Source organism: Spongiivirga citrea (assembly GCF_010671565.1).
Classification (GTDB): Bacteria; Bacteroidota; Bacteroidia; order Flavobacteriales; family Flavobacteriaceae; genus Spongiivirga; species Spongiivirga citrea.
Map to the genome: position 1 here is coordinate 26,822 of NZ_JAABOQ010000007.1, position 15,443 is coordinate 42,264.

15 protein-coding genes are annotated in these 15,443 nt (G+C 35.0%); 7 read left to right on the forward strand and 8 right to left on the reverse strand.

The genetic code is table 11. The features are described from left to right. The first annotated feature begins 21 nt into the window (after window positions 1-21). Window positions 22-714, forward strand: a complete 693-nt coding sequence (locus tag GWK10_RS15885; RefSeq protein ID WP_164033388.1) for a collagen-like protein — start codon at window positions 22-24, stop codon at window positions 712-714. On the opposite strand, the gene lipB is transcribed toward GWK10_RS15885, so the two are convergent. Together lipB and GWK10_RS15895 are read right to left on the reverse strand one after the other, a co-directional pair. After that, the gene (lipB, locus tag GWK10_RS15890) at window positions 711-1,421 is read right to left on the reverse strand and encodes a lipoyl(octanoyl) transferase LipB (RefSeq protein WP_164033389.1); all 711 of its coding nucleotides are present in this window, start codon (window positions 1,419-1,421) and stop codon (window positions 711-713) included. The two genes, GWK10_RS15885 and lipB, sit on opposite strands and share 4 nt — an antisense overlap. A gap of 79 nt (window positions 1,422-1,500) precedes the next feature. Then, window positions 1,501-1,659, reverse strand: a complete 159-nt coding sequence (locus GWK10_RS15895; protein ID WP_164033390.1) for a YqaE/Pmp3 family membrane protein — start codon at window positions 1,657-1,659, stop codon at window positions 1,501-1,503. A gap of 102 nt (window positions 1,660-1,761) precedes the next feature. Here GWK10_RS15895 and GWK10_RS18665 point away from each other — a divergent pair, with 102 nt between their 5' ends. The 4 genes from GWK10_RS18665 to GWK10_RS15915 all read left to right on the forward strand — a co-directional run bounded on the left by GWK10_RS18665 (window position 1,762) and on the right by GWK10_RS15915 (window position 7,665). Then, window positions 1,762-2,814 (forward strand): response regulator transcription factor, encoded by a 1,053-nt coding sequence (locus GWK10_RS18665; protein ID WP_317164699.1) that lies wholly within the window; start codon window positions 1,762-1,764, stop codon window positions 2,812-2,814. 106 nt (window positions 2,815-2,920) lie between these two features. Next, complete coding sequence (locus GWK10_RS15905; protein WP_164033391.1) at window positions 2,921-3,436, forward strand: thioredoxin family protein; 516 nt, start codon at window positions 2,921-2,923, stop codon at window positions 3,434-3,436. 272 nt (window positions 3,437-3,708) lie between these two features. Continuing rightward, the gene (gene lysS / locus GWK10_RS15910; protein WP_164033392.1) at window positions 3,709-5,397 is read left to right on the forward strand and encodes a lysine--tRNA ligase; all 1,689 of its coding nucleotides are present in this window, start codon (window positions 3,709-3,711) and stop codon (window positions 5,395-5,397) included. Window positions 5,398-5,586: 189 nt separating this feature from the next. Next, window positions 5,587-7,665, forward strand: coding sequence for a hypothetical protein (locus GWK10_RS15915; protein WP_164033393.1), 2,079 nt, complete (start codon window positions 5,587-5,589; stop codon window positions 7,663-7,665). A 59-nt stretch (window positions 7,666-7,724) separates the two neighbouring features. On the opposite strand, the gene GWK10_RS15920 is transcribed toward GWK10_RS15915, so the two are convergent. From GWK10_RS15920 to yiaA, 3 genes are all read right to left on the reverse strand, one after another. Further along, window positions 7,725-8,072 (reverse strand): hypothetical protein, encoded by a 348-nt coding sequence (locus GWK10_RS15920; RefSeq protein ID WP_164033394.1) that lies wholly within the window; start codon window positions 8,070-8,072, stop codon window positions 7,725-7,727. A gap of 62 nt (window positions 8,073-8,134) precedes the next feature. Beyond that, a complete protein-coding gene (locus GWK10_RS15925) occupies window positions 8,135-8,551 on the reverse strand; it encodes a hypothetical protein (RefSeq protein ID WP_164033395.1) in 417 nt (138 codons plus the stop codon). An 87-nt stretch (window positions 8,552-8,638) separates the two neighbouring features. Continuing rightward, complete coding sequence (gene yiaA, locus GWK10_RS15930; protein ID WP_164033396.1) at window positions 8,639-9,121, reverse strand: inner membrane protein YiaA; 483 nt, start codon at window positions 9,119-9,121, stop codon at window positions 8,639-8,641. A 164-nt stretch (window positions 9,122-9,285) separates the two neighbouring features. Between yiaA and GWK10_RS15935 the strand changes: the two genes are divergently transcribed. Continuing rightward, window positions 9,286-10,782, forward strand: coding sequence for a hypothetical protein (locus GWK10_RS15935; protein WP_164033397.1), 1,497 nt, complete (start codon window positions 9,286-9,288; stop codon window positions 10,780-10,782). Between the two features lie 134 nt (window positions 10,783-10,916). On the opposite strand, the gene GWK10_RS15940 is transcribed toward GWK10_RS15935, so the two are convergent. The 3 genes from GWK10_RS15940 to GWK10_RS15950 form a co-directional block, all read right to left on the reverse strand. Beyond that, the gene (locus GWK10_RS15940) at window positions 10,917-11,381 is read right to left on the reverse strand and encodes a hypothetical protein (protein WP_164033398.1); all 465 of its coding nucleotides are present in this window, start codon (window positions 11,379-11,381) and stop codon (window positions 10,917-10,919) included. A gap of 67 nt (window positions 11,382-11,448) precedes the next feature. Then, entirely contained in the window at window positions 11,449-12,258 is an 810-nt protein-coding gene (locus tag GWK10_RS15945) for an alpha/beta hydrolase (protein WP_164033399.1), read from the reverse strand. Beyond that, window positions 12,255-13,127: an alpha/beta hydrolase gene (locus tag GWK10_RS15950; protein ID WP_164033400.1), complete on the reverse strand. Its 873-nt coding sequence runs from the start codon at window positions 13,125-13,127 to the stop codon at window positions 12,255-12,257. The genes GWK10_RS15945 and GWK10_RS15950 overlap by 4 nt, the downstream gene beginning before the upstream one ends. Before the next feature lie 394 nt (window positions 13,128-13,521). Here GWK10_RS15950 and GWK10_RS15955 point away from each other — a divergent pair, with 394 nt between their 5' ends. Continuing rightward, window positions 13,522-15,414, forward strand: a complete 1,893-nt coding sequence (locus tag GWK10_RS15955; protein ID WP_239540778.1) for an alkaline phosphatase D family protein — start codon at window positions 13,522-13,524, stop codon at window positions 15,412-15,414. Window positions 15,415-15,443: the final 29 nt, after the last annotated feature.

Here is a 15,443-nt window from a genome sequence, read left to right on the forward strand (position 1 = left end):
AAAACAATAAAACGTTAATACATGAAAACAACACTTTTAAAACTCAAGTATGTATTTATTGCTAGCATCGCAATATTGGCATTATCCTGTAATACTGAAGACGGAGTCGACGGACTGGACGGCGCACCAGGAATTCAAGGGGAACAAGGTCCTGCTGGACAAGATGGAGCTGACGGACAAGACGGGGAAAACGGTCAGGATGGACAAGATGGAACAGATGGACAGGACGGGGAAGACGGAACAAATGGAACTGATGGTCAGGACGGGGAAGACGGAAACGCCAATGTTATTGCGTCCGATTGGTTTGGACCTGATGGGCAATCACAAACTACAAATGGATATACAACTTATGCAGAATTTGAAAGAGATATTGAAAATGTAGATCCAAACATCATTAATACAGGCACCTTAATCGTTTACGCCAAGTTTGACAATTTTGCGTCCGAGGTCTGGCCAACTGATTATGTAAGCCCACTTCCTTTAACAATAAGCGGCGGAACCACTGATCATTACTTCACCCACTATTTTTCCAATACCACTTTGAAAATTCGATACCGTACAGATCCTCGACCAGAATTTATCTCATTTTCTACAAGTAGTCGATTTAGATATGTAATCATTCCTGCAGGAACGGCTACAGGAAAAGGTAAGCAACCCGACTTCTCAAAAATGACTTACGTAGAGGTGATGGATTATCTAAAGTTAGATTACTAAATGGTTGCTTTCTCAACGGATTCACACTCAAATAACTCCTCAAAATGCTTGAGGAGTTTTTGTTTTACTTCTTTTTCATCAACTTTCCCGCTCATTTCTACATGCAATGAAGTCACAGCCTTTTCCTTAATTCCACAGGGAATAATATTATCAAAATAACCTAAGTCCGTATTTACATTCAACGCAAAACCATGCATGGTTACCCAACGACTTGCTTTTACACCCATGGCACATATTTTTCTAGCAAATGGCGTCCCTACATCCAACCAAACTCCAGTTTCGCCCTTTGATCGTTCGGCTTTTAAACCATACTCCTCTAGCGTTAAAATGATCATTTCTTCTAATAGCCTAAGATATTTATGAATATCAGTAAAGAAATTCTCTAGATCTAAAATAGGATAGCCAACAATTTGCCCAGGGCCATGATAGGTGATATCCCCTCCTCTATTAATCTTATAAAAGGTAGCACCTTTTTCTTTTAACTGCTGCTCATTAACTAATAAGTTCGAAATATCGCCGCTTTTACCTAAAGTATATACATGCGGGTGCTCTACAAATAACAAATGATTATTAGTCGCAAACGAAGTCTCATTACGCCGATTTTGAATTTTAGAATCAACTACAGTCTTAAACAACTGTTCCTGATAATCCCATGTTTCTTTGTAATCTTTAAGACCAAGATCTTCAAAGTGCACCAATTTATTCATGCAACAAAGGTACGAATGCCTATTTAAAGTTTAATCTTCGACAAGCAATTAGTAATAGATATCCTGCTGAGTGGTCTATTTAATTTTTAGGGTTATTGAGAATAATTAATGCAGCGATTACTCCTGGAATCCAGCCACAAAGGGTTAAGATTAAAGTAATAATAAAACTTCCGCAACCTTTGTCGATTACAGCCAGGGGCGGAAATAAAATGGATAGTAGTACTCTCCAAATACTCATAGTGATTGATTTTTTAATGATTGATGATATCTATAAGTCAGCTAAAAATATGATTTGTTACTTAAATCTGTTAATTTTATTTGAAATATCTCTTCTGCTTATATGAAATCATCTATTGTCGCACTCTTATTACTTATTAGTTTTTCAGTAAGTGCACAATATGATTTTAGTGGTTATATCGACAAGAACTCCGATAACAATACAGTCTATCTTTCTCTAGTAGAAGACTACCGCAAACTCTCAAAAGTTTCTTTATCTCAAATTATCAGAAAAACAGAAGCGGATTCCACTGGTTTTTTCTCTTTTAAAGGAACAAACCTTCCTATTAAAAACAGAATATATCGATTGCATACCGACAGTTGCAGTTTTGATGAAAATGAGGTTAACCATTTGCAGACCAGTTGTCAAGATCGCAAAGAAATTCTTTTCATAGCAAACAACTCCGACAGTATAACATTTCCTTTAAATGACATTGAAGAAATATTTTGCACTATAAACACCACCAATCCAGCCACAGATGCACTTTTGCAAGTCGAATTATTAAAAGATGAAATGCGTTATGACTTCGCTGAGTTTAGAAGTGAAGCCAACCGAAAAGTCAATACTAAAAACTGGTTTAGACAACTTCAGGATTTCGGATTAAAATCAAATGAACCACTAGTTGAATTATATATCTATGATTTTTTATCAGATAAACGCAATGATACATATCCTTATTACATAAAAGATCTTGCGACCAATTCTTATTACGAATCCCTTCAAAACAGATTGCAAGAACAATACCCGAATGCCCCTTTTACACAATTCTACATTTCAGAAATCGCAACCGACAACTATTCATTAACGCTAAATCAAACGGATGTTGATTTCAAATGGAATCGTATTATTTACTTCGTCTTGTTTGCTTCTATCATCTTAAACTTACTGCTGTTATTGAAGCTTTTAAAGCAAAAAAGAAATAAGAAAGCTATTTCCCTTTCTAAACTCACGAAGCAAGAAGAAAGAATTCTTACCTTAATTCATCAAGACAAAACCAACAAAGAAATAGCTGCTGAAATTTTTGTTAGTCTTAGCACTGTCAAAACGCATATTAATAATTTATATAAAAAATTAGATGTGCAGTCAAGAGAGGAAATCAAAGCTTTAAAACACTAGCAAGCAAAAATTCAACCCAGGTTCTAGACCCTATTTCAACCTCTAACATCCGCTAATTACAAAGGCATTTTTTCATTTTCGAAGTATAAATCAATATCGCTTCAAAATGAAAAAAACACTTACACTAATTCTTATTCTTACTGGAATAATTGGTAATGCTCAGAATTTAAACAAAGAAATCATCTCAAAAAACGACAGACCTATTCTTGTAGGGCAGATCAATAAGGAAGGACTAACCAAAGAACCCTATCTCCCATGGTTTAATCAACAATATTATAATTATGAATTGAACCAATCGGCCGTTAAAACCATCAAAAAAAACTTGAATGATTACAAAGTTCAAATTTTCATGGGGACTTGGTGTGGCGATAGTAAACGTCAGGTTCCAAGGTTTTATAAAATTTTAGAAGCTGCAAAATACGATATGACCAAATTGGAAGTAGTAGGTGTAAGCAACGCAAAGGAAGATTATAAGAAAAGTCCTACTGGCGAGGAAAAAGGATTGAATATAAAACGCGTACCGACATTTATATTATACAAGAAAGGAAAGGAAATCGGGAGAATTATTGAGCGGCCAACGGTTTCATTAGAAGAAGATATGTTGGCTATAATTGGGGATTAAATCTTCAAAAAACTCCTAGAACTCACATAAATTTAGATATCGAGGCAATTACCCCTTACCTTGAGGGATGGGTTTCTACTTGATGAATTTGGACCCTCAGATCGTTTTGGGACATACTAGCCTTACACCCCTCTAAATCTCCCCTCTAGGGGAGACTTCTAATTTTTGTATGCAAGTATTTTTGAAAATAAAGAAATCAAACACTCTACTTAATATCAACTTTCAATTTGAAATCAAGAAACGTATCTTTGCGCTCTTAAAATTGAACGCAGATGCAACTTTCTGAACAGGAAATTATACGCCGTAAAAAATTAGATGACCTTCGCGCTATGGGTATCGACCCATATCCTGCCGATCTTTATCCCGTTTCACATACTTCTAAACAGCTAAAAGAAGATTTTGAAGAAGGCAAAAAAGTCATCGTTGCAGGTCGTTTGATGTCCGTTAAGGTTCAAGGAAAGGCATCCTTCGCTTCGCTTCAAGATAGCGAGGGTCGTATTCAATTATACTTTAATCGCGATGAAATTTGTCCTGGTGAGGATAAAACCAAATACAACGATGTATTCAAAAAGTTACTAGACTTTGGCGATTTTATTGGTGTAGAAGGTGAGCTTTTCACTACCAAAGTAGGTGAAAAAACCATTATGGTGAAAGATTTTAGTATGCTTAGTAAAGCACTAAGACCTTTGCCATTACCTAAGGAAAAAGACGGAGTTATCTACGATGCCTTTACCGATCCTGAGCAACGCTATCGCATGCGATACGTTGATCTAGTGGTGAACCCTAAAGTGAAAGATGTTTTTGTAAAACGCACTAAAATCATGAGCACAATTCGTGATTTTTACAATGATATGGAATTTCTTGAGGTAGAAACACCTATCCTACAATCAATTCCAGGAGGTGCAGCTGCACGACCATTCGTTACACATCATAACGCATTAAATATCCCATTGTATTTGCGTATTGCGAACGAACTTTATTTGAAAAGATTGATCGTAGGTGGTTTTGACGGAGTTTATGAATTTGCGAAGGACTTTAGAAATGAAGGAATGGACCGTACCCATAATCCAGAATTCACCGTAATGGAAATGTATGCCGCATACAAAGATTACAACTGGATGATGGACACCACAGAAAAACTACTAGAAAAAGTAGCAATGAATCTGCATGGTACTTCAGAAGTAGAGCTAGATGGAAAGATCATCAACTATAAAGCACCGTATAAGCGAATCGGAATTCTAGATGCAATAAAAGAGCATACTGGTCATGATCTTTATGGTAAAAGTGAAGATGAAATTCGTGAAGCATGCAAAGCTGAAGGCGTAGAAGTAGATAATACCATGGGAATTGGTAAAATGATCGACGAATTATTCGGAGAGAAATGCGAGCATCATTATGTGCAACCAACTTTCATAATAGACTATCCAGTTGAAATGAGTCCGCTTACCAAAAAACACAGAAGCAAGCCGGGGCTTACCGAGCGTTTTGAGTTATTGGTAAATGGTAAAGAATTAGCGAACGCATATTCTGAGTTAAATGATCCTATTGATCAACGTGAGCGTTTTGAAGATCAGTTAAAGCTATCAGAAAAAGGTGATGACGAAGCAATGTTCATCGACCATGACTTTTTACGCGCATTAGAATACGGTATGCCGCCAACATCTGGAATTGGAATTGGAATTGATCGTTTAACAATGTTCATGACCAATACAGCCAGTATTCAGGATGTCCTATTCTTCCCGCAAATGAAACCAGAGCGGAAGCATGTAGAATTAAGCGAGAATGAAAAAGCCATTTTCGAGATACTTAAAAAAGAAAAAAATATTCAATTGACCAGTCTTAAAGAAACAGTCGGATTAAGCAATAAAGGCTGGGATAAAGGCATTAAAGGCCTTACCAAACATGGACTTGTTAAAGTTGCAAAAGTTGATGATATTTTGATGGTTGAATTACAAGATTAATTTTTTAAAGAATAAAGTGAAAAACCGGCCTAGATGCCGGTTTTTTTTATTCATAAAATGCAGAATTATACTTTAAGAAAGTAGTTGTTTATCTTTTCTCATGTACTTCGTCGATTTAAGGTAGGGTTTGTCATTTAATGATTGTTTTAAAAGTAGTGACTTTTAAAATTTTGTCAAGAATACCTACTTATGAAAAAATGCCTTATTCTAGCCGTATTACTCCTTAACGCTATTGTAATTAAAGCCCAAAGTGCCAATTTAGATCGGGAATATTTTAATGTATCTCATGTGGTGCTGCCATCAAACCCTATTTTAAATGATGCGGATCGCACTTATAACTTACGAGTATTAAACACTATTGATAAGCAAGCTCGAAAGGATATTGTGAGAAATGATATCAATATTCAGGGGTATACCAAACTACCTAATAAAGGAGTCTTGGATATTGCAATAGAAATCAATCCTGTGCAAATTGGAGAAGTTGAAATTAAAAAAACTGAGATTGAGAATAAGGATAAGGAAGGTAATGTGAAGTCTATTACCCGAATTTACAATGTTATATTCCCCTACCAGACCAATGGAAAAATGGTCGTTCTTAACACCATTTCTGGAGAAACGAAATCATTTAATTACGGCAAGTCGGAAGTTTTTAGAAGTAAAGACTTTAAAACAAACACCCTTGCCAATGATTATTACAAGAACAACTATACCAATTTAAGGGACGGTTTTAATACTTCTTTTTTCAATACCGTTGTTAGCAATGCCAATACAAGACTTAATAGTCTTTATGGTTATAAGATAAAATCTGGACAGGATTACTTTTGGATACTAGATTCTAAAAAACATCCCGAAACACCAAAACACAAGGAAATGTATGAAGTGATGAAAACTGCATTTTCTAAAATGAGATCTGATCTAGCGGTTGATGAGTTAGCACTTGAACTCGCCCCCGCGATTGCTTATTTCGAAAGCGTTCCGGCTAATTATCCCGGTGATAAAAAGCGTATTAGAAAATTAAAATATGCCAGCTACTACAATCTAGCCCAGCTATATTACTATCTAGATCAACCTGAGAAAGTAATTGAGTATTCTGAAAAATTAATCGCTAATAATTATGACAAAAGCGATGGTAAATCAATGATTAAATATGCCAATGCTTTAAGAAAAGACCTTGACAAAAATCAAGTGAAATCTCGTCATTTTAAGGTCGTTACAGAAGATAGATCAAATGATCCAAGCCTTCAACCTGCAGTAGTGGAAGCACCTATTGTAAAAACAATAATTATCGAAAAGAAAGATCCTGATTTTTTGGTGTTACAAGGTAGTGTAGAACAGATCAACGATCAATTAAAAAAAGTACTTTATTCTATTAATGTTGCTAGACAAATATGGACGACAAGTTACATTCACCCTGGACCATACATATACAACCAAAGCAATAAGCAAATAATAGGTCGCAAATATTATGAGGCCTATGAAAATCGCGAATCAGATGTATTGTTTACCATTGAAGGCGATCATATAGTCGGTGCGACAATGAAAGATTTTGAAACAACATTGTATTGGATAAATAATCAATTAACTCGCATACATGCACCTGGCTTAAGTCAGTTTAATTTTGATATTTCTTATGACAGTGATAAACGCCCCATTGCATTTAGCAATACATACGATCGCGAAGGAACTGACTATCTGACAACCGTGGCGTATGATGGATTACGTATTTCTAAAATAATAAGAAATTGGAATACAGGAAGCCGAAAATGGACCCACACCATTCGAACAATGGAAGAAGTTGGAGACACCATCGTCACCAAAGAAATAATGTATAAGCAACGTAAAAAAAATAAGCCTGAAAATATTTTGCATGAATATGTTTACAAATCAAAACGTATTGGAGACAAATATTTAGTTTCAATTAATCCTTTTGGAGGAATACGTGAGTACACCTATAATGATGATGGGTTGATTGAAATTAGTAAGTCTTTTGATAAAGATAATAGAACAGTGGACCAAAATTTTTATTACGAAGGCACCAAGAAAACACAGAGGGTGCTGGTAAGAAAAAAAGACGGTATCATGTATGAAAGAGAGATTTTAAATTATGTCGATTTAAAGAAGACCGATGCCACTAGTCCTGAATACCAATGGCGAAAGGGAACATATCGCTTTAACGAAAATAATGAACTGGTTTGGGAAGCAAGAAATAGCCAATGGAGAAAAAAAATAAATGGAGCTTGGACAGGCTGGCAATATTTTAGAATGTAAATACCTACAACTACCCTAAAACAAACCCCAAAAGGCCGGCAATTTATTGTCGGTCTTTTTTAGGCCATTACATAATTACACGACCTGACTGGCTCATTTACCGTAAGTGCATTCCATTCTGGATTGTCAGTATCTAAATAAGCATACACAGGCGCTCCTATTTCCTGTAGCTCTAGGTATGAATCTAACTCCCTTTTAGAAACAAACTGTACTCCTAATTTGAATTCAGGTATGTACATAGATTGTGGTGCGTATTGTTTGTCTGCCAAAAAATATACGATAAACCGATGATCTGACCCTGCACATGTAAGGTTCCCTACAGTGTTTACTCTTGCACCTTTCCAAAATACCATACGCTGTGATTGGTGTACGGTAAAATTCTCTACTAAAAACGATTTACTTGCCATCTTTTTGCTTTTGTTCAAAATTAGCTTCAAACAATAGTTTTGACAAGGTGGAAATGTAGGTTTTATAATAGGGATTTTTCCTGTTGCCACTTTATATAAAACGTAGCAATCATCGTTAAAAAGCTAAAAATCCATACAAAGAATGCAATTCCGGGAATGTTTCCTTTTTCTCCAAAAATAAATTCCTCAAACCCAAGGGCGAATAAGGATAGGCCAAAAGTGATAATTGATAGTATAAACCTTCTTTTTGTTGGCATTGCATATAATAAAATTGACAGCAAAAAAGTGATATTAGCCGTCCAAGAAATCGCCATAAAAGGTTTGTGATCAACAAAGCCCGACCAACCCAACATCAATCCCAATAATCCGCTGCTATGCTTATCATCACTGAACATTGGTAAAAACAGCGAACCGACATAGATCAAAAATGAAATACCAATTCCAATGACTAGTGTTTTATGTAATCTTATTTTTTTCATACGCCCTATATATAATTTAATATTAGCCTTACGCCTCACCCTAACCCTCTCCCAAAGGAAGAGGGAACGGCTTAATGCTATTAATTCTTATTTTTCTAATTCCTTATCATCAATAAACTTGGTGTCTCTCGTGTTTTTCTGTACTGCAATGGCAGCAAATAAACTCAAAGTAAACGACATGCCGTAAAATCCTTTTTCGCTTAATAGCATATCGGCATTCCAAAGTCCTATGACCAATAATAGGATAGACGCGATTGTAGTAAACCAGCTAATGCTATGGTAAATATCAGTTACTGGTATACCTTCTAATTTATCTCGGACGCTTTTTTGAACAGAAACAGCCGAGAACAACCCAAATAATAAAATCGTGAAATAGTATCCTTTTTCATTTAATAACATATCAGCATTCCATAGTCCTACACAATAGGATACCATTCCTATAAATAAGGCCGACCATGACGCTGATATAAATGCGGCTGTTGGTTTTTGATCATAGCCTTCCTTTTCCTTTTTAATACGTTTTGGTTTCTCAATAATTTCATCTTTTACTTTAAAATTCTGATTTTCCATTAGTTTGTTTTTAATGATCTATCGATCGTTTCACAGGGCAAATATCAAGCAGATGCGGTTTTGAATAAAATCAAAATTCGAATATTACTTACGATATAAAATTTATAATTTCTTTCAATTATATTATTTTTATTAATAAGTAATCAATATTTTATTACGATATAATGAATAGTATTTCATCAATTATACAATCATTAACCAACGAAGAAAAGCGATTATTCGTTAATAGCTTACATCAAAAAAATAAACGAATCGACACCAAAAACATTGAACTTTTTAAACTTCTTGACAAGAACATTTCTGACGCAATCATAAAAGAAAAGCTCTATCAAAAGCAATCAAATGGTGCCTATCATGCACTTACAAAAAGACTATCAGATAGTTTAATTGACTTTTTAGCTTCGAGGAGTTTTGAAAGTGAGACTGCGGAAGAAATGAATATTTTAAAATTGCTTCTCGCATCAAGAATTCTATTTGAGCGAAAACAACTAAAAGTGGCTTTCAAATCGATTAATAAAGCAGAAAAACTTGCGATTGAAAATGAGCTTTACAACATCTTAAATGAGATATACCATACTTCAATTCAATATGCATACCTCAACCCAAAAACCGATTTAGAAACACTTACCAAAAAGCTAAGTGAAAACGGAAAAAAGTATGTCAAGCAACAACAATTAAACATTGCCTATGCACAAATAAAACTTCATTTAGACAAAACAAAACTAGATAAGAGTCCACTTGAAATAATCAATAGCATTTTGCTTAAATATGATATTACTCCTAACAATGGATTAGATTTTAAGTCGACTTATCAACTTATGGAGATTTGCAATACAACCGCAAAGATTCATTATAACTATTTTGAAATATTACCCACCATGCGATTTCTTTATAGTCATATTGAGCTACAACAGGAAAAAACCGAAAAGCATTTATTCTATCATATAAAAGCCCTGTTTATTATGGCGAACACATTGTTTCGGAATAAATACTTTGGAGAATCAAACGCTTTTTTAAAAACCCTAGAGACCGAATTATCCAAGAAAAAAGCCATTTATAAATCCCGTTTTATAAGCCAGCTTACTTTATTGCAAGGGTTGAACGGTAATTACCTAGGTGACTCCGAAAAGGCGATTCTCTTAATTAAGGAAACAATAAAAACTGCTAAAAAGCAAAAACGCTTGCAATACGATGCCCGGCTTAGTTTAGTTATGTGTTACTTTCAACAAGAAGACTACAGCCAGGCTTTTCGAGAGCTTAATTTTCTTAATCATAGTAACGGCTATTTCGAGAAAAAAATGGGGCGGGAATGGGTTGTAAAAAAAGACATTATCGAATTGCTACTCGTTATAGAATTAGATGATATTGATCTTGTGACATCACGTTTTAATAGTTTTAGAAAATCACATAGAGCCTATCTTAAAAACACCAATGAAACACGAACGCTACAATTCGTTAGCCTTGCTGGCGAATACTATCGTAATCATAAAAAAGCCAGTACGGGTACATTCAAAGAAAAAGTAGAACAATCATTTGAATGGATTGGTGTTGAGCAAGAAGACCTTTTTGTGATGAGTTTTTATGCGTGGTTGAAATCGAAGATGGTAAAGACTGGTTTATATGCAACTACTTTAGAGTTGGTCGTTAGAACAAATGTTTAGCGTTCTATGAGTGTTAGAGTCGTGCTAGTTAAAGATTTATTTTCTAAATTCAGTTCTCGTTTAAGATAATAACCTAGATTCCAATAACAAAAACTTTGACAATATCTTATTATTAGGAAATAATAATAGTATGCTTATTTACTATCTACCCAGAAAGGCAAAGACTCTGGCCATTTCATTTTTTTCCCAAAGAAATGATTATTAAGCCTATCAACTAAATGATCTGGTGACATAACCACCATCCTTTCTAAACCAATGCATTCATTTTTTGCAGCTTTCAACATCTGATCATAAAGTGGCGGCTTAACCAAATGGAAATTAGTCTTAGTAATGGTGTCCTGCATATAAAATGTAGGAAGCTTAAGTAGGTCGGTTGGCACATCATATTTTCCTAAAGAAATCCAAGAATAATCTTTTTTACCAATATCCATATGAACAGCATTCGTTAAAAGAATTTTGTTCTTCAATATTTCTGGTACTGGTATTCCCTTAAATGATGAATAGATGTCAATAACGGTAAATAATGTATTATCTAAATTGACTCCATATGCATACGCTGAATTGGCAATCGGTATTTTAATTATCTCCCTTTGTATCATGGAATCACTATCAAATATTACATTTATTTCGGCTTTAATGCTCTTATTTAATTATCAAAATTCTCAATCATTTTTGAAGCCCATATAAAATCGAATCAATCCCTCGATGATATTGCTCAAACTCAATCAAGTTATTATGCCGTCCTTTTGGTATGGTAATGAGTTCCTTTTTTGACGTATCTAGAGCATTATAAAGTCTTTTTCCATATTTATAGGGTACTATTGCGTCGCTTGTACCGTGAAAAATTGTTATTGGAAACGTCGGCTTCTTCAAGTACTCGACAGATTCAAATTGATAGCGCACTAACCAATTCGTTGGATATATGGGGAAACGACTAGAAGCGACATCGCCAATACTGGTATATGGAGTTTCTAGAATAAGCTGTTTCGGTTCATGATGACTCGCCACATAACTCGCTAAGCCTGTCCCTAGAGATCGTCCGTAGATCGTGATTTCAGATTCTTTGAAATGCTTTTTCGCATAGTCGTACCAATCTATTGCATCTTTTAAAAGATCATCCTCATCAAAATCCCCAGTGCTTTTGCCATAGCCTCGATAGTCCATTATCAATACGTCATAATTCTTGTTTACCAATGGTTGTACTAACGTTCCCCATCGCTTTAAACTTCCCGCATTACCATGAAAATATAAGATAACACCATCCGGGTTCTCATTTTTAAAATGAAGTGCATTCAAGCGTTCGCCATCTGATGTGTCCATGAAAACCTCTTCAAAAGGTGTAGTAAATTCGAATTGATAGTTTACTGGAAGTACCTCTGGAAGAAATAACATCTTCTCCTGGAAAAAGTAAAGCAATACACCAATTAATACATAAATTCCTATAACCCACATCATCAGCTTTCTTATTATTTTCATGCCTGGCGCTTCTTTTTCTTACTATGCGCTACGTTAATACTAGAATTACTTAAATCCATTTCTTCCAGATCAGAATTGACGATCTCTGTCAACATTTTATGGTAAGATTCAAAGTTGTTTAGGTTTTTATGTCCACCATCAATTACAGGATACAAACGCGTCGATTTTGGCTTGATCCTAGACAATTTTACACTTGTTTTAAATGGAATAAGCTTATCATGAGTACCATGAATAATATGAATAGGACATTCAACATACTTTAACCACTTGTATGTAGGTAAAGGATAGCGAAGTAAAATAGAAAGTGGCATAAATGGCATATAACGTGCCGTGACTTTTGTAAGACTGTAATAGGGCGCGTCTAAAATTAGCATTCGAGGATTGTTCATAGAGGCTAGCTTTGCAGCAAAACCAGAACCAAGTGATCGGCCATAGAGAATGATATATTTTTCTGCCACTCGCTTTTTAATTTTATCATAAACTAGCTGCAAGTCCCTCTTGATGGCTTTGGCAGACCGTCTTCCGGTACTTTTTCCAAATCCACGATAATCGACCATGATAACATCATATCCGTTTCTTGTAAAATCCACCGCAAATTTGCCCCAACCCTTAATACTTTTTGAGTTCCCTTTTAAATAAAGCACAACGCCTTTGGGTTCATTTGCACGAAACCAAATACCATTAATTACTGCATTATCTCTGGTTGTAATATTGTACTCTTCGAACTTTTGATTTTCGTAATTAAATTGAAAATCTTTTGGAAGTTTTTCGGGTTTAAAAAGGAAATATTCTTGCAGATAATACAATGCCACACTAATGACCAAATATACCAAGATCACGATCATTAAAACATACAACCAATAAGGCATTATCCTTTATATTTTAGATTAAACTACAACTTTTTATGTAAAAATTTCATGTTTTATCAGGGCATGTCACAATTTTTAGAAAAAAAAAGAGTTTTAACATGCTGAACATTGACCCCAACCTATGAATTACTACACTACAAAACCTGCTTTTGTAAATAGCTCATCGCAAGCGATTTACAATAAAATTTTCTCCACATGCCAAAATCCAAAATCATCTATCAAACGTAGATATATTCGATTAGCAACGATTTTTTAACATTCATCGATAATTTTTAATAGATGAAAAGCGTTTTTAATCGGTAAAAAATTTTATATTCGTCACGCTATTAATCGAATGAAACACCTAAAACCTGACAATCCCCCCATGCGTCTCTCCCACCTAATCTTGGTCTTTATGGCCTGCTTTTTTACGACAAATGCTCAGCTTGTTGTAGGAAATGAGGTGCTACCATTCGACCCAGCACTCAAACCTTTTTACCACGGCGTTGCTTCTGGTGATCCATTGGCTGATCGTGTTATTATTTGGACACGGGTTACCACTGCTGAAGATACTAATGTCAATGTAAAGTGGAAAATAGCAACAGACCTTCAATTTAAAAATATCGTAAAAACAGGAACTGTTATTACGAATAGCGATAAAGATTATACAGTTAAAGTTGATGTTACTGGTTTAAATCCAAAAACAACTTATTACTATTATTTCTCTGCCTTAGATAAAAATTCGATCATAGGTCGCACGAGAACAAGTCCTGCATCAAAAGCGAACTATTTGCGATTTGGTGTTGTTGCCGCAGCGAATTATCAATCGGGTTATTTTAATGCCTATTCGCAATTAGCAAAACGAAAAGATCTTGATGCTGTTATTCATTTAGGTGATTATATAAATGAATATGGAGCTGGAAAAGAAAGTGAAGGATATTCAAAAGAACGAGTAGATCGTATTAACATACCTAATACGGAGCTATTAGATATTGCTGATTATCGCACACGTTATTCGTTATACCGACTAGACCCTGACTTACAGGCAGTGCACCAACAGCATCCGTTTATAGCCATTTGGGATGATCATGAATCGGCCTATCAAGCATATAAAGATGGTGCTACCAATCACAATAAAGGTGAAGGGTCCTGGGAAACACGTAAAGCTGTTTCTAAAAAAGTCTTTTTCGAATGGATGCCAATAAGAGATACGAAAAAGTATCAGATTTACCGAACATTGAATTATGGTAATCTAGCTGATATTATCTTGTTAGATACACGTTTAGAAGGCAGACAACAGCAAATATTTGACGTTAACAGTAAAAAATTAGCGTCAGCTGATCGAACTATTTTAGGAACCGATCAAAAAGCTTGGTTAAAAAACGAGCTACAGTCTAGTACAGCAAAATGGAAAATTGTAGGTAGCCAAGTGCTATTCTCTAAGTTTAATATTGGATGGGCTGCAAATCAGCTTAACACAAATGCCGATGCTTTAGAAAGTGCTTTTCTTGATCATTGGGATGGTTATCCTGCTGAACGAAATGAGCTAATCGATTTTCTGGCAGATAACAATATTAATAATACCGTCTTACTTTCTGGAGACATGCATGCCTCACTTGGCCTAGAGGTTAAACACGAAGCGCAGCAAAAAAATATCGGAGTAGAATTTGCTGTACCTAGTATAAGTAGTGCCAATTTTAATGAGTTAGAAGGTAATGCAACAGCCAATTATCTTGATGCCAATTTAGCTTCTAACAATGAAAACCCTGAGTTGAAGTTTAGCGACGTACAGCAGCATGGTTATATGATTTTAAATGTAAAATCGAATAGCGTACAAGCTGATTGGCTGTACACTGATATTACAGAAAAGCCAGATTATAGAAAGAAAAATATTACTGAGACTCACGGAGAAAGCTGGTATACTTCTTTTAATGACAACACTTTAAAAAAGGCTGCGAGTGCAAGTAACACAAAACCAAATCAGCCGGCTTTAGCGCCGTCTAAATCGCCAGCATTTGAACGCAACAAGCAGTTTTATAAAAACTTGTCAGAAGTAATGAGTGTGCATCAAAACAACATAAACGGTGACTCGAAATTAGTAGTGCAACATGTAGCATACCAATCGCAACAACTCATTTTTGATATTTACGATCAGAATGGAAAAAGTGCAATGGATAGTATTCAAAAAGAAATTGCTTCAGGTGTTCAACTTACCGAAATTACCTTACCTAAACTTAAAAAAGGTTCTTACTTTATTCGAGTATCTACCGATGACGCGCAGCATATTCAAAAGGTGCAGATAGATTAAGGGCATCTAAAACATAAACACATTAAAAA